The sequence below is a fragment of the Micropruina sp. genome (assembly GCF_047602385.1).
GTDB lineage: Bacteria > Actinomycetota > Actinomycetes > Propionibacteriales > Propionibacteriaceae > Micropruina.
Genome location: NZ_JASGHL010000005.1, coordinates 506,341 through 530,007 on the forward strand (window position 1 = coordinate 506,341; position 23,667 = coordinate 530,007).

General features: G+C 68.5%; 22 protein-coding genes. 8 read left to right on the forward strand and 14 right to left on the reverse strand.

From position 1 onward, the window contains the following. Positions 1–37: 37 nt before the first annotated feature. From QM711_RS17855 to QM711_RS17865, 3 genes are read left to right on the forward strand one after another with little or no spacing between them, the layout of a single operon-like run. A complete protein-coding gene (locus QM711_RS17855) occupies positions 38–2,350 on the forward strand; it encodes a hypothetical protein (RefSeq protein ID WP_415101816.1) in 2,313 nt (770 codons plus the stop codon). Positions 2,351–2,405: 55 nt separating this feature from the next. Continuing rightward, on the forward strand, positions 2,406–3,182 hold the full coding sequence (locus QM711_RS17860) for an FAD-binding oxidoreductase (protein ID WP_415101818.1): 777 nt from the start codon (positions 2,406–2,408) through the stop codon (positions 3,180–3,182). A gap of 23 nt (positions 3,183–3,205) precedes the next feature. After that, the gene (locus tag QM711_RS17865; protein WP_415101820.1) at positions 3,206–3,841 is read left to right on the forward strand and encodes a sugar O-acetyltransferase; all 636 of its coding nucleotides are present in this window, start codon (positions 3,206–3,208) and stop codon (positions 3,839–3,841) included. Between the two features lie 214 nt (positions 3,842–4,055). Here the strand turns inward: QM711_RS17865 and QM711_RS17870 are convergent, their stop codons facing one another. The 3 genes from QM711_RS17870 to QM711_RS17880 all read right to left on the reverse strand — a co-directional run bounded on the left by QM711_RS17870 (position 4,056) and on the right by QM711_RS17880 (position 7,253). Continuing rightward, positions 4,056–4,820, reverse strand: a complete 765-nt coding sequence (locus QM711_RS17870; RefSeq protein ID WP_415101822.1) for a carbohydrate ABC transporter permease — start codon at positions 4,818–4,820, stop codon at positions 4,056–4,058. Positions 4,821–4,954: 134 nt separating this feature from the next. Continuing rightward, a complete protein-coding gene (locus QM711_RS17875; RefSeq protein WP_415101824.1) occupies positions 4,955–5,899 on the reverse strand; it encodes a carbohydrate ABC transporter permease in 945 nt (314 codons plus the stop codon). A 4-nt stretch (positions 5,900–5,903) separates the two neighbouring features. Next, positions 5,904–7,253: an ABC transporter substrate-binding protein gene (locus QM711_RS17880; RefSeq protein WP_415101826.1), complete on the reverse strand. Its 1,350-nt coding sequence runs from the start codon at positions 7,251–7,253 to the stop codon at positions 5,904–5,906. Between the two features lie 341 nt (positions 7,254–7,594). On the opposite strand from QM711_RS17880, the gene QM711_RS17885 reads away from it, so the two are divergent. Both QM711_RS17885 and QM711_RS17890 read left to right on the forward strand, forming a co-directional pair. Continuing rightward, positions 7,595–9,826 (forward strand): alpha-galactosidase, encoded by a 2,232-nt coding sequence (locus QM711_RS17885; protein ID WP_415101828.1) that lies wholly within the window; start codon positions 7,595–7,597, stop codon positions 9,824–9,826. Between the two features lie 156 nt (positions 9,827–9,982). Beyond that, positions 9,983–10,996 (forward strand): LacI family DNA-binding transcriptional regulator, encoded by a 1,014-nt coding sequence (locus QM711_RS17890; protein ID WP_415101830.1) that lies wholly within the window; start codon positions 9,983–9,985, stop codon positions 10,994–10,996. 15 nt (positions 10,997–11,011) lie between these two features. On the opposite strand, the gene galE is transcribed toward QM711_RS17890, so the two are convergent. The 3 genes from galE to QM711_RS17905 are packed head-to-tail and all read right to left on the reverse strand — an operon-like array spanning position 11,012 to position 14,088. Then, entirely contained in the window at positions 11,012–12,025 is a 1,014-nt protein-coding gene (gene galE, locus QM711_RS17895) for a UDP-glucose 4-epimerase GalE (RefSeq protein ID WP_415101832.1), read from the reverse strand. Between the two features lie 50 nt (positions 12,026–12,075). Next, a complete protein-coding gene (locus QM711_RS17900) occupies positions 12,076–12,348 on the reverse strand; it encodes a hypothetical protein (RefSeq protein ID WP_415101834.1) in 273 nt (90 codons plus the stop codon). A 30-nt stretch (positions 12,349–12,378) separates the two neighbouring features. Continuing rightward, positions 12,379–14,088: a sodium:solute symporter family protein gene (locus QM711_RS17905; protein ID WP_415101836.1), complete on the reverse strand. Its 1,710-nt coding sequence runs from the start codon at positions 14,086–14,088 to the stop codon at positions 12,379–12,381. Between the two features lie 254 nt (positions 14,089–14,342). Between QM711_RS17905 and galK the strand changes: the two genes are divergently transcribed. The 3 genes from galK to QM711_RS17920 all read left to right on the forward strand — a co-directional run bounded on the left by galK (position 14,343) and on the right by QM711_RS17920 (position 18,118). Next, positions 14,343–15,542, forward strand: a complete 1,200-nt coding sequence (gene galK / locus QM711_RS17910) for a galactokinase (protein WP_415101838.1) — start codon at positions 14,343–14,345, stop codon at positions 15,540–15,542. Positions 15,543–15,572: 30 nt separating this feature from the next. Continuing rightward, positions 15,573–16,952: a UTP--glucose-1-phosphate uridylyltransferase gene (locus tag QM711_RS17915; protein ID WP_415101840.1), complete on the forward strand. Its 1,380-nt coding sequence runs from the start codon at positions 15,573–15,575 to the stop codon at positions 16,950–16,952. A 158-nt stretch (positions 16,953–17,110) separates the two neighbouring features. Continuing rightward, positions 17,111–18,118, forward strand: a complete 1,008-nt coding sequence (locus QM711_RS17920; RefSeq protein ID WP_415101842.1) for a LacI family DNA-binding transcriptional regulator — start codon at positions 17,111–17,113, stop codon at positions 18,116–18,118. 236 nt (positions 18,119–18,354) lie between these two features. Here QM711_RS17920 and alr read toward each other — a convergent pair whose 3' ends face one another. From alr to QM711_RS17960, 8 genes are all read right to left on the reverse strand, one after another. Further along, entirely contained in the window at positions 18,355–19,473 is a 1,119-nt protein-coding gene (gene alr, locus QM711_RS17925; RefSeq protein WP_415101844.1) for an alanine racemase, read from the reverse strand. After that, positions 19,470–20,294, reverse strand: a complete 825-nt coding sequence (locus QM711_RS17930) for a sulfurtransferase (protein ID WP_415101846.1) — start codon at positions 20,292–20,294, stop codon at positions 19,470–19,472. The genes alr and QM711_RS17930 overlap by 4 nt, the downstream gene beginning before the upstream one ends. Positions 20,295–20,356: 62 nt before the next feature. Further along, complete coding sequence (locus QM711_RS17935; RefSeq protein ID WP_415101848.1) at positions 20,357–20,608, reverse strand: zinc ribbon domain-containing protein; 252 nt, start codon at positions 20,606–20,608, stop codon at positions 20,357–20,359. Further along, positions 20,605–21,033: a MarR family winged helix-turn-helix transcriptional regulator gene (locus tag QM711_RS17940; RefSeq protein WP_415101850.1), complete on the reverse strand. Its 429-nt coding sequence runs from the start codon at positions 21,031–21,033 to the stop codon at positions 20,605–20,607. Before QM711_RS17940 ends, QM711_RS17935 begins: the two co-directional genes overlap by 4 nt. A gap of 92 nt (positions 21,034–21,125) precedes the next feature. Further along, positions 21,126–21,554, reverse strand: coding sequence for a hypothetical protein (locus QM711_RS17945; RefSeq protein ID WP_415101852.1), 429 nt, complete (start codon positions 21,552–21,554; stop codon positions 21,126–21,128). A 59-nt stretch (positions 21,555–21,613) separates the two neighbouring features. Then, positions 21,614–22,546: a cysteine synthase A gene (cysK, locus tag QM711_RS17950; protein WP_415101854.1), complete on the reverse strand. Its 933-nt coding sequence runs from the start codon at positions 22,544–22,546 to the stop codon at positions 21,614–21,616. Positions 22,547–22,585: 39 nt separating this feature from the next. Further along, positions 22,586–23,020 carry a thioredoxin family protein gene (locus QM711_RS17955; RefSeq protein ID WP_415101856.1) on the reverse strand — a complete coding sequence of 145 codons (435 nt, stop codon included), beginning with the start codon at positions 23,018–23,020 and terminating at the stop codon, positions 22,586–22,588. 4 nt (positions 23,021–23,024) lie between these two features. Further along, positions 23,025–23,495, reverse strand: a complete 471-nt coding sequence (locus QM711_RS17960) for a DUF4395 domain-containing protein (RefSeq protein ID WP_415101858.1) — start codon at positions 23,493–23,495, stop codon at positions 23,025–23,027. Positions 23,496–23,667: the final 172 nt, after the last annotated feature.

Below are 23,667 nucleotides of genomic sequence, written 5' to 3' on the forward strand. Positions count from 1 at the left end.
TCCGGGAACTGTCTCCGTCTGCACTTACGGTGTCGCCATGAAGTACCCGCGTGTCCCGCTAGCCGCCCTGACAGCCCTGCTGGTCGTCCTCTCGGCGTGCACCGGTGACCCGCCGGCTCCGTCCGTGCCGTCCGCTGCCGCCGCCCTTCCCGCCGACGTGTTCCCCGCGCTGCCGGACGTGGGCACGGGCATCACCACCGAAGTAGAGGCGATGGCGAGCGACCGCGAGACCCTGGTGATGGTGGCTACCGTGCACGGCCGCACCAGCTTTCCGGTGCTGCGGTACTCCACCGATGCCGGTGCGACCTGGCAGGACGGCGCGCTGACCCCTGCCGCGAGTGCCACGAGTGTGGTGGGCGAGGAGGCTGTCGGCGTGGCCGCGGTCGCCGCCAACGGAACCCAACGGCAATGGCTGGCACTGGGCACCGCCGATCGGGCAATGTTCGCCTGGACGAGCGTCGATGGCCGGCTGTGGGAGCGGACGCCGGTGCGCGGGATCGACACCGACCAAGGTGACGAGGTCTCCGACGTGGCAGGTCTCGCCGGTGGAGGATTCGTCGCTGTGGGTGGCCGGAAGAACGACGAGCGTGCACTTCCGGGAGTCTGGACCTCGCCGGACGGCATCACCTGGACGGCTCAGAAGACCCCCGCGACCGGCTGGCTGAATGCGGTCGCCACCAGCGGCAACAACGTGGTCGCGGTCGGCAACACCCCGCTCGCCGAGGTGACCAAAGGCCGGTCCCAGCGTTCGCTGCTGGTCACCTCTGCGAATCGGGGTGCATCCTGGCGAGAAGTCACTGCCAAAGAGCCGGCCACGTCCGGTGCCTTCTTCAGCTATCTCGACTACGCGATCGCAACCAGCTCGGGTTTCATGGTCGGCGGCGGCTACTACGACGACCTCAGCGACGGCTACCGACCGTTCCTGCTGGCCAGCTCCGGAGTCGGGTCCTGGCGGGCGCCGCCGAGGCTGCCCGATGCCGGTGAGTCGTCCGATGTCGATGAGTTGCTGCAGCTGGACACGACGACAGTCGCCGTCCAACGGTCGCGACGCAGCGGGGCCAAGCACGAACTGCGCGTGCACTACCTGTTCGCCGGAGATCCCGCGTGGACGCCGGCCAAGGTTCCCCCGCTGACCGTGAGCGCCTGGACGGAAGCGGCCGCCGCCGGCGGAAACACCGCCGCCCTCGCGGTGGCCGCGGAGGGAAACCCACGACAGCACCGGCTGTGGCGTTTCGAAAGTCCGGCCCAGGTCCGGGTGGACGAGGTCACGTCGCCGGCCGGGCTACGCGACACCGTTGAACCGGAAGGCCTGTTCGTCGCCGACGGCCGGCTGAGCGCCTACGGGATCGCCCAGGGCCGGCCGGTGCGGTGGGAGAGCGACGCCGGCACCTACAGCGTGCCGCACGGCCTGCCGATCGGCGACGAGGAAACGCTCGACGAGATCGCCTGGAGCCCCGACGGCGGCTTCCTGGCCACCGGAAGCCAGGCCTACAACCAGGCGTTCACCCTGCACTCCCCCGACGGCACGACCTGGAAACGAACCAACCCGAAGAACTTCAACCGGGTCGCCCAGTATCACTGGTCGCGCATCAACGCCGTCGTGCGGGCCTCGGGGCAATGGGTGGTGGTCGGCGCGAGGAGCATCAACGGCAGTATCCGGCGGTCGGGACTGGCCTTCACCTCCACCGACGGCTTCAACTGGACGCCGGGCCGTCCGACCAAGGTCAGCGCCCGCGGCGACTGGTACGGCCGCCGCGACCCACTGGACGACCTGCACGGCCTGGACAATCGCGGCCGGGAACTGCGAGCGGTGGTGAGCGTCGGGGGCGGGCTGGTCGCGGTCGGCGATACCGGTGAGGCGGATCGCCCGCGTCCGGCCGCCTGGGTTGCACCGAACGGCCGCGACTGGCGCTTGGTGCCGCTGACGTCCGGCAAGTATCCGGACGCCACGGTCACCAGCCTGGACAAAGTCGGCGGCATACTGCTCGGACAAGGCATGGTGCGCGGCAAGGACGACCAACGGACCACCCGAGCGGTGTGGCGCTCCGACGACAACGGACGGCACTGGAGCTTCCAGGCGTTTCCCGGCAGCTACGAGGCCACGTTGATGTCGGCGAGTGAACAGGAGTTCCTGCAGCTCGTCCTCGCCGAGGATCAGCGGACGCTCACCCTGTCCCGGTCGGCCGACGGACGCACCTGGACCGACGCCCCGATCGCAATCGACGCGCTCGGCGAAGGCATCCGACTGGAGTTGCAGGACGCGGTGGTCCACGACGGCGCTCTGCAGCTGCTGATCACCCTGCGCACCCGCCTGGATGCCGTCACGGTCGTGCAACGGGTGCCGCTGTGAGCGCTGCGCCGTTGCGGCATTGTCCACGGCCATCGGTGCCGCCAAGCTGTAGGCCATGACGGGTGGTACCGACGAGCAGGCCTGGCGGGCGTACCGGGTGATCGAACGCACCGAGGAGAATGTGGACGCGTTCTCGCTGCTGCTGGCACCGGTTGCGGGCGCGCTGCCGGAGCATCAGACCGGTCAGTACGTCACTATCGCCGTCGACATGCCGGACGGCGAGCGCCTACCCCGGCAGTACACCATCTCGTCGGGTCCGAACGGGAAGTCGTTCCGGATCACCGTCAAGCGGACGCGGGGCAGCGGGAAACCGGGCGGGCAGGTGTCGAGCTGGTTGCACCAGACCGCCCTCCCCGGGGCCGTCCTGGACCTTTCGGAACCGCGCGGCGAACTCGTGCTGGACGACTCCGACGGCCCGCTGGTGCTGATCTCTGCCGGAATCGGCGTGACCCCGATGGCAGCGATCGTCGAGGACGTCGCCCGGCGTCAGCCCGACCGCGAGGTCTGGCTGCTGCATGCCGACCATTCCCACGAGCGCCACGCGCTCTACGACACGCTGCGCAGGCACGCGCTGACGATGACCAACGTCCACACCCAGGCCTGGTACGAACGAGACGCCGCCAGCGCACCGACGCTGCGGCCGGCCCGCACCGGCCTGATGGATCTGACCGACATCGACCTGCCGACCAACGCCACCGTGTTCCTCTGCGGGCCGCCGCAGTTCATGCGGCAGATCCGTGATGCGCTGATCGCCAAGGGTGTCCACGACCGTGACATCCACCGCGAAGTGCTCGGCGCCGACTCCTCACCAACCTCCGGTGCCGTCGAATAGAGGGAATGTGCGACAATAGGCCCGTGGACAATGCGGCACGAATGAAATCCGGTCTCATCTATGACCCTGCCGACATGACGCTTGCTGACAAACAGGGTGCGGCGCTCGAATTGCTCTACGACTACAACGCGACACGGCCGTCCGAACTGGCCGAACGCTCCCGCCTTCTCAAGGAGATGTTTGCCAGGGTCGGCGACGGATGCTACATCGAGCCTCCGTTCCACGCCAACTGGGGAGGCGCGAACGTCCACCTGGGAAACCGCGTCTACGCCAACTTCAATCTCGTCCTGGTCGATGATGGACCGATCTACGTGGGTGATGACGTCATGTTCGGGCCGAACGTCACTTTGACAACGGCCGGCCACCCGATACTTCCTCAATTGCGTGTGCGCTCTGCCCAGTTCAACCTTCCCATCAGGATCGGCAATAACGTCTGGCTCGGCTCCGGCGTCCAGGTCCTTCCAGGAATATCGATCGGGGACAACACGGTGGTCGGCGCCGGAAGTGTTGTCACCCGTGACCTCCCGGAGAACGTTGTCGCGGTCGGAACGCCATGTCGCCCGGTTCGGAAGATCAACGATCAGGATCGGACCCACTATTGGCGTGACAGGGCGTTCGATATGCCGGTCGAGCAGCTGATCCGCTACTTCGACTCGTAACCACAGCACGTTCGTTCGATCAACAGCACGGCTGCCCGGCGCAAGCCTGGGACAATCTTCCTGCCGCCCGGGCCGGCCGAAAGGCAGCGCCCCCGCGAGGCGGGGGCACTGGCTGCCGGAGGTTAGGGAAGCGCTGGTCAATGCTGAGTTTCGCTGGTTGAGCTTGTCGAGACCCGTTGCCAGAGGGGTCTCGACAAGCTCGACCAGGGCTTCCTCAGGTCTTCGAACCCTGCAGGGCGATCCCCTCGACGATCTGTCGCTGGGCGAAGATGAAGATGATCAGGATCGGGAGCGCCACCAGCGAGGTCGCGGCCATCAGGCCACCCCAGTCGGAGTTGTACTGGCCCTTGAACTGGTTGACCCACATCGGCAGGGTGAACAACTCGGAGCTGTTGAGGAAGATCAGCGGCGTGAAGAAGTTGTTCCACTGACCCAGGAAGGTGAAGATGCCCAGCGCCACCATCGGGGTGCGTAGCAGCGGCAGGATCATCGTGAAGAAGATCTTCACCCGGCTGGCCCCGTCGATGGCGGCAGCCTCTTCCAGTTCGACCGGGATGCCACGGACATACTGACGCAGCATGAACACGCCGAACGCGCTGAACATCGCCGGCGGCAGGATCAGCGCCAGGTGGGTGTCGACCAGCCCGAACCAGCCCATGATGATGTACAGCGGAATGACGGTCAGCTGGCCGGGCACCATCATGGTGGCGAGGAACACGCCGAAGATGATGTTGTGGCCGGGGAACTTGAGCCGGGCGAACACGTAGGCCGCCATGGCGCAGGTGACCAGCGACACCGCGGTGATGATCGCCGCGATGTAGATGCTGTTCAGCAATGCCGAGAGAAAGCTCCCGGTGCCGAAGGCGGTTGCGAAGTTGTCCATCGTCGGCTGGGCCGGGAACAGCTTCGGCTCGGTGACGAAGATCTCGTCCAGCGGTTTGAACGCGGAAAGCAGCATCCAGAGGAAGGGCAGGCCCATCCCGAGTGCGCCGAGGCTGACCACGATGTGCAAGACGATGCGGGAAGGCCGGAACGGCTTCCTCTTTTCTGGTTTCTCGTTCTCGCTCGCGGTCGTCGCGACTGCGCGAACGGGTACTTCATTCTGGACAGTAGTCATTCTGTGTAGTGCACCCATCTCTTCTGGGCGACCATCTGAAGACCGGTCACCGCCAATAGGATCAGGAACAGCACCAGAGCGATGGCCGCGCCGCGCCCGAAGTCGAGTTCCTTGAACGTGATCTGAACGATCTCGTACACAATCGTCCGGGCACTTGCCGGGGCGGTGGTGTCGTAGAACACGTAGATGTAGTCGAACACCTGGAACGAGCCGATGATGGTGGTGATCGACAGGAACAGGATGGTCGGCGACAGCAGTGGAATGGTGATCCTGAACAGCTTCTGGAGTTGCGATGCTCCGTCGATGTCGGCGGCTTCCATCAGCGAACCGGGCACGTTCTCCAGGCCGGCCATGAACATGACCATCTGGTAGCCCATGCCCTGCCAGATGCTCACGAACACCAGCACCGGGATGATCGTGGTCGGATTCTGCAGCCAGTCCGGTGGGGTGATGCCGACCGCCTTGAAGACCGGGTTGATCGGCGACAACTCGGGGTTGAGCAGCCATAGCCAGATCGCCGAGACCGCAACGCTTGAGGTGATCACCGGTGCGAAGTAGAACACCCGATAGAAGTTCCTTGCCTTCCGGGTGACCTGAAGCAGCAGGGCGGCCATGAAGCCCGAGACCAGCAGCCCCGGCACCTGCAGGACCGTGAACCACAGTGTGTTCGCCAGTGAGGTGAGCATCTGCGGGTCAGTGAACACCCACTGCAGGTTGCCCAGGCCGACGAATTCCTGGGTGCCGAATCCGTCCCACTTCATGAAGGCCAGCGCGAACGCGAAGACCAGCGGACCGAGCAGGAAAACGATCAAGCCCAGCAGCTGCGGCGCCAGGAAGCTGAACGCGAAGATGGTGTCTTTGCGCTGTGCCCTGTTGGCTCGCTGCTTGCCGGCCGCGTCCACCCCGGTTTTCCCAGGCGCACTGGAGGTGGTCGTCGTCATCGGCCTAGCCGCCCGCGTTGATGAACGCGGCCATCTTGGTGGCGAACTCCTTGGCGCTGGCCCCGCCCTTGATCAGGGTGTCCGCCTGGGTGCCGATGTTGGTGGACACCTTGGCGCTCCGGGCGATCGGCAGCGGGATCGACCAGCCCTTGGCCGCGATCTCATTGAAGACCTTCGCGTTGGCCGGCACCCCACCCTCGAGCACCACGTCGTCCAGGCCCTTCACCGAAGGCACCGCGTTGCCGCCACCCGCGAGGCGCATCCGCTGACCGTCGGCGTTCACGTAGCGACCGGCGAACATCAGCGCGGCCTGCTTGTCCTTCGCCCCGGCGTTGACCGACATGGCCGCGCAGTAGACGGCGACCGGCATGACGGTCTTGCCGTCAGGAGAGGGCATCGGTACAACGTCGTACTGCATGTTCTTCAGCTTGCGCAGGTTCGGCAAGATCCAGCGGCCGTACTGGCTGGTCGCCATCTGCCCGCTGAGGAACAGGGCATCGACGCCCTGGCCCTTGGGCAGCGACCCGCCGTAGGTGATGGTCTCGGCCTTGAAGTGGTCGAACAGCCACTCCAGCGTTTCGAGGGCCTTCGGGTCGGTGTCGAAGATCATCTTCGAGCCGTCCTCGTTGGCGATCTTGCCGCCGAAGGTGGTGATCAACGACATCCAGTCGAACCAACCGGCCTCGACCACCATGCCACGCTTGCCCGTGGCCTTCACCTTGGTGAGCAGGTCGTCCAGGGCGTCACGGTTCCAGGTGCCGGCCGCGAAAGCCGCCGCGGGGTCGGTGGTGACCCCGGCCTGCTGCAGCAAACCCTTGTTGAACCAGAAGACCTTGGGGTTGCAGTCCACCGGAACGCCGTAGAGCTTGCCGTCGGTTTTGCTCTTGCACCACTCGAGCAGGCCCGGGTGCACGTCGGAAAGCTTCAGGGGCGAGTCGGCAGATGCCAGGAAGTCGTCCAGCGGCTCCAGCTTGCCGCTGGTGATCATCGGTGCCATCGACCCGTCGCCGACATAGAACGCATCCGGCGCCGCCCCGCCCGCGAGCTGGGTGAGGATCTTGGTCTGATAGTCGCCGACCACCTGTTGCCAGGTGATCTTGTTGCCGTACTTCTTGGTGTACTCCTCAGAGACCCGCCGATAGGCCTCAGCCTCGCCGGGATTGGCGTAGGACGCCCAGGTCACCGGCCCGGTCGCACCGCCGGGACCGCCGCTGGGCGCCGCCTTCGGCGCTCCGGAGCTACAACCGGCGAGCAGCACGCTCGCTCCGGTCGCCCCGAGGCCGGCGACTGCGGCAGCTCCCAGAAAGCCTCGCCGCGACACCACCCGTCCCGGCTGGCTTGGAACTTCACTCATATTCGATCTCCTCCTTGAGTTTCGACGCCGCTGCCAGCGCGCTGGCGCGGCATGCTGGCTGGGACATTACACGAGTAGACTACGCCCGACAATCCCCTCCCCAGCGAGGCTCGTGCGGCTCCATTTCACCTTGCCGCCGACGCGACTGCACGTGTAGATTTGCAGCTGGCCCGCCTCGACGAATGAGGCCTGGCGAGGGGCGGCTATGCGGCGCCATCTCCTCGGGAGGGCTCCGACGGTCCGCCCAGCCGCCCTCGCCGAGCCGAACCGGCCGGCCGAGGGGGACCGGGCACCGCAACTTGTGTCCGCACCTAGAAACGATTCAGTCGAAAGGACTCGGCGTGACCGTCGACACCTGTGCCGTACTGCGCTCCGCCGGGGTGTGTGTCGTCCTGGACGCCACCCTCGGCAGGCTTCCAGCCATCCTGCATTGGGGACAGGACATCGGTGCACTCTCACTGCGGGACGTGCGGGCGATGATCCGTGCGGCGGTGCCACCGGTGGTCTCCAACCTCGTCGACGAACCGGCGCGCCTGGCGATCCTGCCGGAGCACTGGACGGGGTGGGTCGGCAGGCCCGGGCTCAGCGGATCGCGTAGCGGACGGGACTGGTCACCACAGTTCACCACGACCGCATTGCGAGCCAACGGCCACGCCACTGGCAGCGAACTGATCGAGCTCGGCGCAGGGGTGGTGGAGGTGGACGCCGTCGATCGCGACGCCGGCCTCGCCCTCACCCTGACGATCGAACTGACCTCGAGCGGGCTGCTGCGCAGCAGGGCCACGGTGAGCAACCTCGTCGACGAGCCTTACCACGTCCACGATCTGGTGCTGGCCTATCCGGTGCCGCAACTCGCGACTGAGCTCCTCGACATGGCCGGCCGCTGGACCAAGGAGCGAGTCCCGCAGCGTCGCGAGTTCACCGTCGGCACGCACCTGCGCGAGAACCGCAAGGGTCGTACCGGGCCGGACTCCGCCTACGTGCTGCATGCGGGAACCCGCGGGTTCAACTTCGCTTCCGGTGAGGTCTGGGCGGTCCACACCGCGTGGAGCGGAAACCATGTCCACTACGCCGAACGCCTGTACACCGGTGATCAGCTGATCGGCGGCGGCGAACTGCTGCTGCCCGGCGAGGTGATCCTCGGCCTCGATGAGAGCTACACGACGCCGTGGCTGTACGGCGCACATGGAACCGGCCTGGACGCGGTCGCGGCGCGATTCCACGCCTACCTGCGGTCCCGGCCCGGCCACCCCTCAGTGGACCGGCCGGTCACCCTCAACGTGTGGGAGGCCGTCTACTTCGACCACAACCTCTCCAAGCTGATCGCATTGGCCGAGGCCGCGGCCTCTGTCGGCGTCGAGCGGTTCGTCCTCGACGACGGCTGGTTCGGCCGGCGACGTGACGACCGAGCAGGGCTTGGCGACTGGCACGTGTCTCCTGACATCTGGCCGAACGGCCTTCATCCGCTGATCAATCGGGTCAACGACCTGGGCATGCAGTTCGGCCTGTGGTTCGAACCCGAGATGATCAACGCCGACTCCGACGTCGCGCGGGAGCACCCGGAATGGGTGATGGCGACCGGAGGTCGCTGGCCGATCGAATCCCGCTACCAGCAGGTCATCAATCTGGGCATTCCCGAGTGCTATGCCTACATTCGCGACGCAATGATGGCGATCCTCGATGAATACCACATCGCGTACATCAAGTGGGACCACAACCGTGACCTGATCGATGCCGGAACCGCGCCCACGGGACGCCCCGGTGTGCACGATCAGACTCTCGCCTTCTATCGCCTGATCGACGAACTCAAGTCAGCCCACCCGGGACTTGAGATCGAGTCCTGCGCCTCGGGTGGCGGACGCGTCGATCTCGAGGTGATGCAGCGCACCGACCGTGTGTGGGTGTCCGACTGCATCGACCCGTTGGAGCGCCAGCAGATGAATCGCTGGACGCAACAGCTGCTGCCGCCGGAGTTGCTCGGATCGCACATCGCGTCGGGCGTATCGCACACGACCGGGCGCGCCCACAGCCTCAACTTCCGGGCGGCGACCGCGGTGTTCGGCCATCTCGGCATCGAGTGGGATCTGACCAGGGCCAGCGTCGACGAACTGGACGCCCTCGGCAAGTGGATCGCGTTCCACAAGAAGTACCGGCCGCTTCTGTTGGGCGGCGACGTGATCCGCGTCGACGATCCGGACGAGACCAACAGCGGCCACGGCGTGATCGCTCCGGACCGCAGCAGGGCGATCTACTCGTTCGCGGAGGTCGGGCGGCCGGCAGTCGTGCTGCGCGGCCGCATCCGGCTGCCCGGACTGGACCCCGCCCGCCGGTACCGCGTGTCACCGCTGATGCTCGAGTATGCGCCGCTGGTCGAACCACCGTCGTGGTGGGGCGTGACCGGTGAGCAGACTCATCTCCTCGACCACTTGAGCTTTGGCAGGCGGACCCCGTTGCAGCCGACCGACTCCTTCGGAGTCGAGTTGACCGGCGCGGCGTTGGGCTCGGTCGGGCTCAGCCACGCCCCGGCACTCCCGGATACGGTGACGCTCTATCTGGCGGAGGCCGTCCACTGACCCGGGCCGTGCCATTCGGTCGCCGGGTTCGGCGGACTGCTTCGGGGAGCCGCGTATCGCACCGGTAGATTTCGGGCGGCGTGCCTTATCGCAATAGCCTGGCTCCGACTCGGTGCCGAGATGCACGGGGCCACTGTTGAGGGAGGGGGAATCGACATGGCGGTCGGTTCGCGAAATGGGGTCGTCACTCGTACCGACGTCGCCCGATATGCCGGGGTCAGCAGCGCGGTGGTGAGCTATGTGGTCAATGACGGCCCGCGTCCGGTGGCAGCGGCGACCGCGGCGCGAGTCCGGCAGGCGATCGAGGTTCTGGGCTACCGGCCCAACGGCAGTGCCCGCGCACTGCGCCGCGGGGTCAGCGACATCATCGGGCTGGTTCTTCCCTCGTCCAACAATCCGTTCTTCGCCGAGTTGGGCCTCGAAATTCAGCGCCTTGCGGCCGATACCAACCGGTCGGTGTTGATGGGCAGCACCATGGGCCGGCAGCGCCAGGGCGACAAGATGATCGAGCGACTTCTCAGCCAGCAGGTCGAAGGGATCATCGTCCGCAGCGACGCGGCCAATCGCGATCCATTCGTGAATATCCGGGCCGACGTCCCGTGCGTTCTCCTCGACACCAGCGTGCCGATCCCCGGCCGGCGCACCGTCGGTTCGGATCTCCGCCGAGGCGCCGACGAACTCGTCGAACACCTGGTCACGACGCACGGCCTGACCCGGATCGGCCTGGTCATCGGCGAGGATCCAAGCGGCCTTGCCGACCCGCGGGAACTCGGCTGGCGCGACGTCCAGCGGCGGCACGGACTACCCGAGGGCCCGATCGCTCGCGGTTCCTTCGGTCGCGACGGCGGCTACGACGCGATGATGCGGATGCTCGGAAAAGAGCCCCAGGCGGTGTTCGCGTCGTCCGACCAGCAGGCCGTCGGGGTACTCCGGGCGTTGCATGAGTCGGGCGTCCGGGTCCCGGACGATGTCGCCGTCGTCAGCTTCGACGGGACCGTCGAGTCGGAGTACACCTGGCCGCCGCTGACGGTTGCCCGGCAGCCGGTGGCCGAAATCGCCGCCGAAGCTTTTCGGCTGATCACCGAGGACGGCCCCGACGAGCTGTTCCGGCTGTTCCCGACGCAACTGATCATCCGCACCTCCTGCGGGTGTCATCCCGCGTCCGGCTGAACGGCACAGCGACGGCTACTGGGCGTAGCCGTCCGGATTCGCGGCCTGCCAGCGAACGGTGTCCGCGCAGGCCTGCTCGAGGCTCCGGTGCGCCGTCCAATCGAGCTCCCGGCCGGCCTTGCTGACGTCGGCGTAGGAGGCGGCCACGTCACCGGGCCGGCGGTCGACGATCTGGTACGGAATCCTGACGCCGGACGCCGCCTCGTAGGCCGAGATGACCTCGAGCACCGAGAACGGGCGACCGGTGCCGAGGTTCCAGGTCTGGCAGCCGGCACCGTCCGCCAGCCGGGCGAGCGCGGCGAGATGCCCCTGAGCCACGTCGACCACGTGGATGTAGTCGCGCAGCCCGGTGCCGTCGGGCGTCGGATAGTCGTTGCCGAACACCTGCAGGCCGGTGCGGCGGCCGGCCGCGACCTGGGCCACGAAGGGCAGCAGGTTGTTCGGGATGCCCTTCGGGTCCTCACCGATCCGGCCCGACTCATGGGCACCGATCGGGTTGAAGTAGCGCAGCACCGCCACGCTCAGGGACGGATCGGCGGCGGCCGCGTCGGCGAGGATCTGCTCGATCATGTGTTTGGTGTGTCCGTACGGGTTCGTCGCCCCGGTCGGCGCGTCCTCGGTGAACGGTGGTTCGGAGGCGCTGCCGTAGACCGTCGCCGAGCTGCTGAAAACGATCTGGTGACAGCCGTGGGCGGCCATCGTCTCGAGCAGTGTCACCGTGGCCGCCACGTTCTCGCGGTAGTAGAGCAACGGCAGCCGGGTGGACTCGCCGACCGCCTTGCGGCCGGCGAAGTGAATCACCGCGTCGGGCCGGAAGCTGGTGAAGGCAGCGTCGAGCTCGGCGGCGTCCCCGACGTTGGCCTGGACGAAGTCCGCCGGCCGGCCGGCCAACTCGGCGACCCTGCGCAGCGACTCCTCCGAACTGTTGGACAGATCGTCCAGCACCAGGACCTGATGGCCCTGACCCAGGAGTTCCACCGTGGTGTGCGAGCCGATGTAGCCCGCGCCGCCGGTTACCAGAACGCGCATTTCAAGAACCTCTTCCTATCGAGTTCGCCTAGGTGGTGCCGATTCGGGACTCAGTGCCCAGCGCCCGGTGCCGACGCCGAGGTGTCCACCACCACCGGCTTCAGTCTGGCCCACGCCATGAACACTCCGCCTGCCACCAGCAGGCACAGTCCAGTGATCAGATTCGCATTGATCCCGCCGGTCTTGTCCAGTTCGGGGTCGGCGAACAACCCCATGGCGGTCAGCACCACGCCGTAGATGAGCAGCAGCAGCCCGATGAAGTTGCGGATGTCGTAGAGCCCGGCGCCCTTGCTCGTGGTGTTCGGGGCGGTGTTGGGGGACATAGTCGGTTCCCTTTCTGTCAAGACTGGAGGCTAGAAGACGAAGTTGAGGGCGATCACCATGACCAGGGCTACCCCCGCCAGCGGGACGGTGCGGCGGTACCAGGGCATCGCCTTCTCCGCCGGGTCGACCAGGTGTTCCTTCGGCGTCTCGGAGTACACCAAACCCACCAACAGCTCGGCCGGCTTGGGCTTGCTGACCAACGACACGGCGATGCTGACCACGATGTCGACCAGGAAGCCGATCGAGGCGGCCAGGAAGGCGGTTCCCTGCCCAGGCAGGTCGAACACTCCCCACTGGTTGAGCAGCCAGGTGAAGATCGCGCTGCAGGTGCCCGCCACCAGCCCGATCCAACCGGCCGCCGGGGTCATCCGCTTCCAGAACATGCCCAGGATGAAGGTGGCGAACAGCGGGGCGTTGAAGAAGCCGAAGAGGGTCTGCAGGTAGTCCATGATGTTGCGGAACCCGGCCGCGATCAGCGCGGTGAAGATCGCCACTCCGGTCGCCACGAAGGTGGCGATCCGGCCCATCCGGACGTAGTAGGCGTCGTCGCGGTCCTTGACCACGTAGCGCTGCCAGATGTCCACGCTGAACACCGTGTTGAACGCCGACACGTTGGCCGCCATGCCGGCCATGAAGGCCGCCAGCAGGCCGGTGATCGCCAGGCCGACGAGCCCGTTCGGCAGCAGGTCACGCATCAGCAGCAGCAGCGCGTCGTTGTAGGTCACGCCCTCGCCCGAGGCTCCGCCGGCCGGGGAGCCGCCCGCCTTGAGCTGCCCGATCTCGACCACCAGCACCCCGGCGAGCATGCCCGGAACGATGGTCAGGAAGGGCACGAACATCTTCGGGAACGCGCCGATGATCGGGGTCTTGCGTGCCGCCGACATCGACTCCGACGCCATGGCGCGCTGCACCTCGACGAAGTTGGTCGTCCAGTAGCCGAAGGAGAGCACGAAGCCCAGGCCGAACACGATTCCCACCACCGACAGCACCGGATTGTCGAAACCGGACAGTGCCTGGCCGGGCCAGGAGTTGAGCTGTTCTGCTGCCGGCGGGACGCCGGCGTCCGGCGGTGCCGCCGCCGCGGCCGCGGTGATCTTGTCGACCATGCCCTGCCAGCCCCCGGCCTGGTGCAGGCCGAGCAGCACCAGCGGCAGCAACGACGCCACGATCACGAAGAACTGCAGCACCTCGTTGTAGATCGCCGCGGACAGGCCGCCGAAGCTGATGTAGGACAGCACCACCACCGCGGCGACGATCAGGGCCACCCACAGCGGCCAGCCGAGCAGGGCGTGCACGATGTTGCCCAACAGGTACAGGTTGATGCCGGCGATCAGCAGCTGGGCGAGGGCGAACGAGATCGCATTCACCAGGTGCGCACCGACCCCGAACCGGCGGAGCATGAACTCGGGCACCGAGCGGACCTTCGAGCCGTAGTAGAACGGCATCATGACGACGCCGAGGAACAGCATCGCGGGGATGGCGCCGATCCAGAAGTAGTGCACGGTCGGCAGACCGATCTCGGCACCGGTGGCGGACATGCCCATGATCTCGACGGCACCGAGGTTGGCCGAGACGAAAGCCAGGCCGGTCACCCAGGCCGGCAGCGACCGCCCGGACAGGAAGAAGTCCAAGGAGCCGGACACCTGGCGCTTCGCCATGAAGCCGATCCCGAGAACGAAGATGAAGTAGGTGGCCAGGATGACGTAGTCGATGGCGTTCGCCCGGAGCAGCGTCTCCACGGAGTTCCTCTTTCGATTGGATGTGCCCAGCCGAGAGACGTTCGATGATTGCGTCACCATTCCAGCGCTGGATGGTGTCGCCCTCGCTCCGCTGGGAGGTCGATGTTTGCGTCACCATTGGGTGACACAGCTCGATGTTGACGGACGACAGAGCCTGTGTCAAGGTGATTGAGCACAAACTGTTTACGCAAACATTCCTGCGCTGCCGCTGGTTCGGCGGCGCGGAACGAAGCGGGCCACGACAAGGGAGTCGCATGAGCGAATGGCAGCGGGCGTGGAGCGATGGCACTGGAGTCGAGACCGTCCGGGAGATGTTCGGCGAAGCGTTCGGAGCGGAACCACAAGGGGTCTGGGCCTCGCCCGGACGGGTGAACCTGATCGGTGAGCACACCGACTACAACGGCGGACTCTGCCTGCCGATCGCCCTGCCCCATCGGACCTACGTCGCAATGTCCCGCCGGGACGACGGGCGTGCCCGGCTGACGACCGGGCTGGCCGACGGCCGGACCTGGTCGGGGGAACTCAGCGAGATTGCGCCGGGCACGGTGACCGACTGGGTCGCCTACTGCGGGGGCCCGGCGTGGGCACTGCGGGACGCCGGCGTGGACGTGCCCGGCTTCGACGCTGCGATCGCGTCCTGTGTTCCGCTCGGCGCGGGGCTGTCCTCGTCGGCCGCGGTCGAGTGTGCCGTCGGGCTCGGCCTGGCCCACCTCGCCGGACGCCGCCAGGACGCCGACGACTCCGCCCGCGCCTGGCTGGCCGGCGTGTGCGTCCGCGCCGAGAACGAGGTTGCCGGCGCACCGACCGGCGGCATGGACCAGGCGGCCTCACTGCGCTCGCAGGCCGGACACGCCCTGCTGCTGGACTGCCTGGACGGCACCGTCGAGCAGGTCCCGTTCGACCTGGACAGCGCCGGGCTGGAGCTGCTGGTGATCGACACCCGGGCCAGCCACTCGCTGGCCGACGGCCAGTACGGCGCCCGCCGGGCCAGCTGTGAGAGCGCCGCCAGAACGCTCGGGGTGGCGACGCTGCGCGAGGTCCCCGACGCCGAGGCCGCACTCGCGGCCCTCGACGACGAGGTGGTCCGGCGCCGCGTCCGCCATGTCCTCACCGAGATCCAGCGGGTCCGCGACTTCGTGGCCGCCGCCGGTGCCGGCGACTGGCAGGGCGCGGGCGCGCTGATGAACGCCTCGCACGAGTCGCTGCGCGACGACTACGAGGTGAGTTGCACCGAACTCGACGTGGTGGTCGAAGCGGCCCGGGCCGCCGGCGCGCTGGGGGCCCGGATGACGGGCGGCGGCTTCGGCGGCAGCGCCATCGCTTTGGTGCGCGTCGCGGACGCCTCCGCCGTCGCGCGGGCGGTGCGCCGCGAAGCCCTGGACCGCGGGCTGCCCGAGCCCGTCGTCCACCTGTCGACGCCGTCTGCGCCCGGCGAGTGCCTGCTCGAACCCTGAACGCAGAGACCACCTGAAGGGAGGCTGCCGATGAGTGAGCAAGGTCTGCTGAAGGCGCAGGAGAAGATGCGCGCCGCCGCTGTCGACGAGACCGCGATCACCGTTTTCACCCACTACTACCGGGAACTCGAGAGAGGTGCGACCGGCCTGATCAGGGAGGCCGAGGTGGAGCCGCTGACCGACGTCGCGCAGCTGGCCGACGTCGAGACCGGCCCGCGGGAACGAGCCGAGGCCCTCGACAAGACGGTGCTGCTGCGGCTCAACGGCGGCCTTGGCACGTCGATGGGAATGGATCGCGCGAAGTCCCTGCTCACCGTTCGCGACGGCAAGTCCTTCCTGGACCTGATCGTCCGGCAGGTGCGGCACACCCGGGCAACCACCGGCGCCCGGCTGCCGCTGGTGCTGATGAACTCCTATCGCACCCACCGCGACAGCCTGGAGGCCTTGGCCGGCTACCCCGATCTACCGGTCGACGGCCTACCGCTGGACTTCCTGCAGAACGCCGAGCCGAAGATCCTGGCCGATGGTCTGATGCCGGCCATCTGGCCGTCCAATCCAGCGCTGGAGTGGTGCCCGCCCGGTCACGGGGACATCTATCCGGCGCTGCTCGGCAGCGGCCTGCTCGAGCGCTTCCTCGATCTGGGCTACCGCTACGCGGCATCGGCGAACAGCGACAACCTGGGCGCGGCCCCGGACGGCCGGATCGCGGCCTGGTTCGCGGCCAGTGGCGCGCCGTATGCGGCCGAGATCTGCCTGCGGACGCCGGCCGACGTCAAGGGCGGGCATCTGGTCATCCGGAAGCGGGATCGTCAGCTGATCCTGCGCGAGACCGCACAAACCGCGTCCGACGAGATGCGCTACTTCACCGACGGCGAGCGGCACCCCTACACCCACACGAACAACCTCTGGTTCGACCTGGAGGCCCTGCACCGGGCTCTCACCGAACGGGGCGGCGTCCTCGGGCTGCCGCTGATCCGCAACGAGAAGACACTCGACCCCACCGACCCGACATCGCCGCGGGTCTACCAGCTCGAGACGGCTCTCGGCGCCGCGATCGAAACCTTCCCCGGCGCCACGGCCATCGCCGTCGGCCGGGACCGGTTCCTGCCGGTGAAGACCACCAACGACCTGCTGTTGCTGCGCTCCGATGTGTACCAGATGGGCGAGGACGCGGTGCCGCGGCTCGCGGCGGGGCGGGCCCCGCAGGTCGACCTGGATCCTCGGCACTACCGGACGATCGCGGGTTTCGAAGCTCGCTTCCCGGCCGGTCCGCCGTCCCTGGCACAGGCCGACCAGTTGCGCGTCCAGGGCGATTGGACGTTCGGTGCCGGCGTGGTGGCGCGCGGCACGGTGACCCTGCCGGACACCGGACGTCCCGAGCGTGTCCCCGACGCCGCCCAGCTGCCCTGACCCGACCCTTCGTCGCCCGCCTTTCCGACTGTCTGCCCGGTGCGCGAGACTAGGCCCGGACGAGCGGTCGCCCGAGCCTGCGGTGACGCCGCCGATATCATCGGCGGCCGGGACCAAGGGCTGGTGGCCGGGATCGAAAGGTGACCACGGTGCAGGACATGCGGACGACACGTCGAGTCCGCGCGCAGGATGTCGCAACCCTCGCCGGGGTGTCCCCGCAGACGGTGTCCCGGGTGGTGAACGGCGCCACCAACGTGCGCCCGGAAACCCGGGACCGGGTGACGGAGGCGATGGCCAAGCTGGGATACGCCCCCAGCCAGGCGGCCCGGGCGCTCCGCTCCGGTGCCCTGGAAACGCTCGGCGTGGCCGTCCACCACCTGGCGAGGACCGGCGAAGCTCGGATCATGGAGGCGGTTGCCCGGACGGCACATCGGCACGGCTATGCGGTCACCCTGCTCGATGCCACCAGCGAGGACGTCGGTGACATGAACCGCGCCCTGCAACACCTCGGACACGACATCGCCGGCCTGGTGCTGTTGAGCCTGGAGACCGCCGACGTCGAACGGATGCGCGTCCCCGGGCACCTGCCGGTGGTCGCCGCCGACAGCCGCGACCTGCTGCACCCTTCGGTCGGCTTCGACCAGCGCGGCGGCGCCCACCTGGCGGTGGCTCACCTGCTCGGACTCGGTCACCGCACCGTCCGGCTGCTCGCCGGACCGCAGAGCTCATTGCAGGCCCGCGAGCGCGAAGAGGAATGGCGCAAGACGCTTCAGGCTGCCGGTCGTGAGGTGATCGAGCCGTTCCACGGAGACTGGACGCATGCCTCCGGGTACGAGGTCGGCCGCCGCATCGCCGCCGACCCGGAGGTGACGGCGGTGTTCGTCGCCAACGACGAGATGGCTGCCGGGCTGCTGCGGGCCCTGCACGAGGCCGGACGCCGGGTCCCCGCCGACGTGTCGGTGGTTGGCTTCGACGACATCCTCGGCGGCTACCTGTGGCCGCCGTTGACGACCGTGCACCAGGACTTCGAGGCGATGGGCGAGAACCTCGTCCGCGTGCTGCTGCAGCAGCTGAGGTCCGGGGGCTCCGCCTCGGAGCCGGTCACCGCGATGATCCCCGCCCGGCTCGTCGTCCGGGCCAGCACCACGGCACCGCCGCTTCGCTGAACCGCGGTGTCGGGCGGCGCCGAGGTTCCAGATCTGGCGTCCATCGCCCAGCCTGGCGGGCGCGACCAATCCCGAGCATCCACTGGTCGATTGCCGCGGCACCGGCGTGTCGCCCACTTCTGGCTATCGAGTGCTGGATTCTCGGGATTTCCTCACCGGCAGCCTCGACCGGCTCGCGAGCGTGGTCGAGGAAACCGCGCACGCCTCGACATCTGATCGCGGCGCCGGCGCCCTGGTCAGGCGTAGTCCCGGGTCACTCGCCCGGTGATCAGGCAGGTCACCTCGTAGGGAATGGTGCCCATCAGGTCGGCGACCTCGGCGACGGTGATCTCCGCATCGCCGCGGCGTCCGATCAATACCACCTCGTCGCCGACCTCGGCGACCGGGTCGGGCCCGAGGTCGATCATGGTTTGGTCCATGCAGACCCGGCCGGCGATCGGGTAGGAGTTGCCGCCGATCAGCACCCGGCCACGGTTGGACAGCAATCGCGAGTAGCCGTCGCCGTAGCCAACCGGAATGGTGGCGATCCAGCTGTCCCGCGGCGCCGTCCAGGTTCGGCCGTACCCCACGGTTTCGCCTGCGGCTACGGGTTTCACGAAGGAGACCGCGGTGGTCAGCTCGAGCCCGGGGCGCAGCTCGACGGTACGTTCGGCGTCCGGGTCCGGCAGGCTGCCATAGATCATGATGCCCGGCCGGACCAGGTCGAACCAGGTCTCCGGATGGCCGAGCACGCCGCCCGAGTTGGCCAGGTGCTTCAGTTCGACCGGGCCGGCGGCCGCCTCGACGGCGGCTGCCGTGGACGCGAAGACGTCGGCTTGGGCGCGGGTGAAGGCGGCGCCGTCCGGGGTGTCCGAGATCGGGAGATGGCTGAACAATCCCTGCAGCCGCAGGCCCTCGTCGGCGATCCGGGCCGCCAGCGCGGGCGCCTGGGCGGGCTCGACGCCCACCCGGCGCATCCCGGTGTCGACCTTGAGATGGACGTCCACCCCGGTCAGGCCGACCATCCCGGCCACCCGAGACGTCTCCCGCACCGACGCCTCGTCAACCACGCTCAGGGTGAGCGCGGACGCCAGTGCCCGGCCGATCTCGGCTTCGCCGCGGGTCGGCGAGAACTTCAGGATCGGCAGCGTGACTCCGGCCTTGCGCAGCTGGCGTCCCTCGTCGACGGTCGCCACCCCGAGCCAGTCGGCCACCCTGCGCCGCTCGATCATGGCGGCCACGGCGGCCGCGCCGTGGCCGTAGGCATTGGCCTTCACCGCGGCGAGCACCAGCCGGTCACCGACCCGGGCCCGGACGCCACGCAGGTTGGCCTCAATGTTGCCGAGCAGGGTGCGCGCCGTGGTCGGATGGGTCATGCCGCACCGGGTTCCCCGGTCGCTACCGGACGTGCCGGGTCGTTGCTCCAGGCCGACCACGACCCCGGATAGAGGGCAACCGGCCGGTCGATGCTGGCTCCGGCCAGGACGAGCTGGGCGGCGCTCACACCCGACCCGCAGTAGGCGGCCAGCGGTCCGGGGTGGTCGAGCAGTTCGGTCAGGCGGTCCTGGCTCGGCAGCCGTCCGTCGGCGGCGAAGAAGTCGCTGACCGGCTGGTTGATCGCGCCGGGGATGTGTCCGGCGACCGGGTCGATCGGCTCGGTCTCGCCGCGATACCGCTCGGGTGCCCGGGCGTCCATCAAGGTGCCGGCATACCCGGCGGCCCCGTCGGCGTCGATCGTCGGCAAGCTCCCGGTGGTCAGTTGCAGCAGCACCGGCTCGACCTGGGTGTCACCGCTGGTCATCGGGCGGTTGCGGGCCGTCCAGGCGTCGACGCCGCCGTCCAGGACCCGGACGTCCAGCCCCGCCCAGCGCAACACCCACCAAGCCCGGGCAGCGGCGAACGAGCCCGCCTCGTCGTAGACCACCACCGGACGGGTGCCGTCCACGCCGAGTCGCCCCAGCCCGTGGGCCAGGGTGTCCACGTCGGGGAGTGGGTGGCGCCCATCGCTCGGCTCGCCGTGCCGGGTCAGCACGTCCTCCAGGTCGAGGAAGCGGGCGCCGGGCAGGTGAGCGCCGAGGTAGCGCTCGCGACCGGCACCGGCCGGTTCGCCGAGCCGCCAGCGGACGTCCAGCAGATCGACATCGGCCAGCACATCGTCGAGTTCGTCGGGAGTGATCAGCACATCGGATCGGGCCATGACTCCAGCCTGTCAGACCCGGGCCGCCCCGATCACCCCTGAAGCCCTCGACGCTGGGAACCTCACGCGCCGGACGCGCCCGCCAGTCGGGGGTGATCGCGCCAGGCCGGCAGGGTCGCCATGTAGGCGCGGGTCTGCTCTTCGATGGTGGCCTGCGGCTGGTCGGGGTGGCGGCGGCGCTGCCAGCCGACCATAGCGGCGAAGCGGGTGTCGAAGTCCTGCAGGTTGCCGTCGGCGTCGGTGCAGTAGGCGCAGTAGTGGCCGGTTTCGATCGGCATGCCGCAGCTCTCGCAGGACACGGTCTGGGCGGTCATGGTTGTTCCTTTCGTCGGGCCGCGGCGACCAGGGCATGCAGGCCGTCGATCAGTCCGCGGCGGGTGGTGGTGTCCAGGCGGTCCATCGCCTCGGCGACCAGGGCGCGGTCCAGCACATCGGAGTCCTGCCGCAGCCGGGCCAGGCCGGCATCGGTGAGCCAGACCAGCGTCCGCCGGCGGTCGGCCGGGTCGGGTTCGCGTTCCAGCAGACCGTGGCCCTCCAGCTGGCTGACGATCTCGCTCACCACCGACTGGGCACGATCCAGGTGCCGGGACGCCTCACCGATGGTGATCGGCCCGGAGCCGGCCAGGTGGGTGAGCACCGCGCGGGACGCGTTGGTCAGTCCGCTCCGGCGTCCGTCCCGGCGGTGGAAGGCCAGGTAGGCCTTCGGGAAAGCCGCGCAGAAGGCATCGACCTCGGACATGTACTCATCGTCGGACGGCGGGAATCCATCGTCAATCCCGATGCAATTCGCGACAGTTCGACGGAGAACGAGCGCCGGCGGCATCGACCAGCTCAGGAAGCCGAGCGCACCTCGGCAGCCTCGAAGGCGGGCAGCTCGCCCACTCCCAGCGGCCACACGGTGATCGACAGCTGCGCGATCCCGGCGGCGATCCCCCGCACCCGATCGAGCCAGGCCCGTCCGGAACGGGTCGAGGCCAGCTCCGGCGACACCGCCAGTCCCAGCACCGGACGGCCCTCAGCCAGCTCGGCAGCCACTCGCTCGAACAGCGCTTCCAGATCGTCGAGCTCGGCGAGCCGCTCGGCCACCTGAGGCGGCGCCGGGCGTCCGGACGCCGTGGCCGGATGCAGCTGGAAAGCCGGGATCGGCAGCTCCCACAAGGCGATTCGCTCCCGTGCGGCCCAGCCGGCCAAGCCGTCCGCAGCCGACGACGAGCACATGCCGTGACCCACCAACAGGATCGGGTCGGTGCTCTCAGCCATGTCGTCCTCCTTGTTCTCTCGGAGCCGCCGCCCCCGGACGGCGGCCCCGCGGGTACTGCTCAGTCGAGCAGGTCGGCGTACAGCGGGGTGCTCAGGTAGCGCTCGCCCCAGTCGGGGGTGACCACCACGATGGTCTTGCCGGCGTTGGCCGGGTCGGCGGCCAGATCGGCGGCGGCTCGCAGCGCGGCGCCGGACGAGATGCCCAGCAACAGGCCTTCTTCCTTGGCCACTCGCCTGGCCCAGTCGATCGCGTCGTCGGAGGACACCTTGATGATTCCGTCGATCACGCCGCGGTCCAGGATGTTCGGCACGAAGCCGGCGCTGATGCCCTGGATCTTGTGCGGCCCCTTCGGCTCACCGGAGAGCACCGCCGATTCCGCGGACTCCACCGCATACAGCTGGACGCTCGGCTTGCGCGCTTTCAGAACCTGGCCCACACCAGTGATGGTGCCGCCGGTGCCCACCCCTGATACGACGATGTCGACCGCACCTTCGGTGTCGTTCCAGATCTCCTCGGCGGTCGTCCGGCGATGAATCGCGACATTGGCGGCGTTGTCGAACTGGCGAGCCAGGATCGCGCCCGGGGTCTGTTCGGCGATCTCGGCGGCGCGGGCGTTGGCGCCGGGGACGCCGTCCGCCGCGGGGGTCAGCACCAGCTCGGCGCCCAGCGCCCGCAGCACGGCCCGCCGTTCCTTGGAGAAGGTCTCCGGCAGCGTGATGATCACCCGGTAACCGCGGGCCGCGCCCACCCAGGCCAGCGCGATGCCGGTGTTGCCCGAGGTGCCTTCGACGATGGTTCCGCCCGGCTGCAGCGAGCCGTCGGCCTCGGCGGCGTCGATGATCGAAACGCCGATCCGGTCCTTCACCGAGTTGGCCGGGTTGTAGTACTCGAGCTTGGCCAGCACGACGGCCTGGCTGTCGCCGTAGAGCCGGTTGATCTGGACCAGCGGCGTGCGTCCGATCAGTTCGGTCGCGTTCCTGAAGTAGGTCATGTCGTTGTTCCTCCCATTGGTTTCTTGGATCGATCTGGGTCAGGTTCGGCTCGCGGAGGGATCCGCGAGCAGGTCGAGGGCCTTCAGCACCTCCGGACGCCGAGCGGCTCCGACGAGGCGTTGGCGCACCGCTCCGGACGCGTCCAGCAGCAGCACCGTGGGCGTCCGGGTGATAGCGAACTCCTCGATCAGGTCGAGGTTGCGCTCGGCGTCGATGTCGATGTGGGTGACCGACGGACGCGTCGCGGTGACGTCGGCGAGCAGTCGGTGGGTGCTGCGGCAGGGCGCGCAGAAGCTGGACGAGAACTGCACGAGGGTGGCCTCGTTGCCGAGGCTGCCACCCAATCGGACGGCGTCCAGCCGCTGCTCGGCGCCGGGCCGGACGGTCTTGGCCCGGCCGTCGGTCAGCCGGCGGTAGCCGCCGAAGGCGAGCGCCAGCGCGACCGCCGCGAAGACCACCCACGCGCCGGTCATCGCGTCACCGTGCTGTCCCGGTGGCCGCGTGGGTGAACACGCGCCGTCCGAGCAGGTAGATCTCGCAGCCGAGGCAGTAGTCGAAGACGGCGTTCAGCACGGCCGCCACCAGCGCGAAGCCGCCGGCGACGTAGAACAAGGCCGGCGCAGCTGCGGCGCCGAGCAGCCCGGCGAGCCCGAACAGAAGGCCGACGGTCTGCGCGAACCGGGGCGGACGGGCGTCCTCCAGTGCAGCGGGCGGTGCAAGCCGCGGCCGGACGGCGACCCGGAACACCCAGGCCCATGGCTGATACCGCAGGCCGAACAGCGAGCCGGCGGCGAACGCCAGGGTCTGCCCGAGCAGGACGGGCCAGCCGAGCACCGGCCCGAGAGCCAACGCGGCGGCAAGCAGGACGGCGGTGACAGCGGCCGCAAAGCGCGGGCCGCGCGGATCGATCAGCTGCGCCGAGATGTCGGCGCCAGCAGGTGAAGGCATCGGAACTCCTTCGAGGCGGATGTGCGGGTCTGACCGGGGACGCCAGGCGTCACCCAGGGAGTCGGTGAAGGGCGCAGCCGAGGAGGCGCGCGATCGTCAGCGGGTGGTGCGAAGCGTCAGTGCCGGCAACACATTCGAGCGCAGACAAGGACCGCTTCGGGTACGACTCGTC

What these genes read in the sequence shown, in the direction of transcription:
- QM711_RS17855 (WP_415101816.1), top strand. Translation starts at nt 38, where the DNA reads ATGAAGTACCCGCGTGTCCCGCTAGCCGCCCTGACAGCCCTGCTGGTC.
- QM711_RS17860 (WP_415101818.1), top strand. Translation starts at nt 2,406, where the DNA reads ATGACGGGTGGTACCGACGAGCAGGCCTGGCGGGCGTACCGGGTGATC.
- QM711_RS17870 (WP_415101822.1), bottom strand. Translation starts at nt 4,820, where the DNA reads ATGGGCCTGCCCTTCCTCTGGATGCTGCTTTCCGCGTTCAAACCGCTG.
- QM711_RS17875 (WP_415101824.1), bottom strand. Translation starts at nt 5,899, where the DNA reads ATGACGACGACCACCTCCAGTGCGCCTGGGAAAACCGGGGTGGACGCG.
- QM711_RS17880 (WP_415101826.1), bottom strand. Translation starts at nt 7,253, where the DNA reads ATGAGTGAAGTTCCAAGCCAGCCGGGACGGGTGGTGTCGCGGCGAGGC.
- QM711_RS17890 (WP_415101830.1), top strand. Translation starts at nt 9,983, where the DNA reads ATGGCGGTCGGTTCGCGAAATGGGGTCGTCACTCGTACCGACGTCGCC.
- galE (WP_415101832.1), bottom strand. Translation starts at nt 12,025, where the DNA reads ATGCGCGTTCTGGTAACCGGCGGCGCGGGCTACATCGGCTCGCACACC.
- QM711_RS17900 (WP_415101834.1), bottom strand. Translation starts at nt 12,348, where the DNA reads ATGTCCCCCAACACCGCCCCGAACACCACGAGCAAGGGCGCCGGGCTC.
- galK (WP_415101838.1), top strand. Translation starts at nt 14,343, where the DNA reads ATGAGCGAATGGCAGCGGGCGTGGAGCGATGGCACTGGAGTCGAGACC.
- QM711_RS17915 (WP_415101840.1), top strand. Translation starts at nt 15,573, where the DNA reads ATGAGTGAGCAAGGTCTGCTGAAGGCGCAGGAGAAGATGCGCGCCGCC.
- QM711_RS17920 (WP_415101842.1), top strand. Translation starts at nt 17,111, where the DNA reads ATGCGGACGACACGTCGAGTCCGCGCGCAGGATGTCGCAACCCTCGCC.
- alr (WP_415101844.1), bottom strand. Translation starts at nt 19,473, where the DNA reads ATGACCCATCCGACCACGGCGCGCACCCTGCTCGGCAACATTGAGGCC.
- QM711_RS17930 (WP_415101846.1), bottom strand. Translation starts at nt 20,294, where the DNA reads ATGGCCCGATCCGATGTGCTGATCACTCCCGACGAACTCGACGATGTG.
- QM711_RS17935 (WP_415101848.1), bottom strand. Translation starts at nt 20,608, where the DNA reads ATGACCGCCCAGACCGTGTCCTGCGAGAGCTGCGGCATGCCGATCGAA.
- QM711_RS17940 (WP_415101850.1), bottom strand. Translation starts at nt 21,033, where the DNA reads ATGTCCGAGGTCGATGCCTTCTGCGCGGCTTTCCCGAAGGCCTACCTG.
- QM711_RS17945 (WP_415101852.1), bottom strand. Translation starts at nt 21,554, where the DNA reads ATGGCTGAGAGCACCGACCCGATCCTGTTGGTGGGTCACGGCATGTGC.
- cysK (WP_415101854.1), bottom strand. Translation starts at nt 22,546, where the DNA reads ATGACCTACTTCAGGAACGCGACCGAACTGATCGGACGCACGCCGCTG.
- QM711_RS17955 (WP_415101856.1), bottom strand. Translation starts at nt 23,020, where the DNA reads ATGACCGGCGCGTGGGTGGTCTTCGCGGCGGTCGCGCTGGCGCTCGCC.
- QM711_RS17960 (WP_415101858.1), bottom strand. Translation starts at nt 23,495, where the DNA reads ATGCCTTCACCTGCTGGCGCCGACATCTCGGCGCAGCTGATCGATCCG.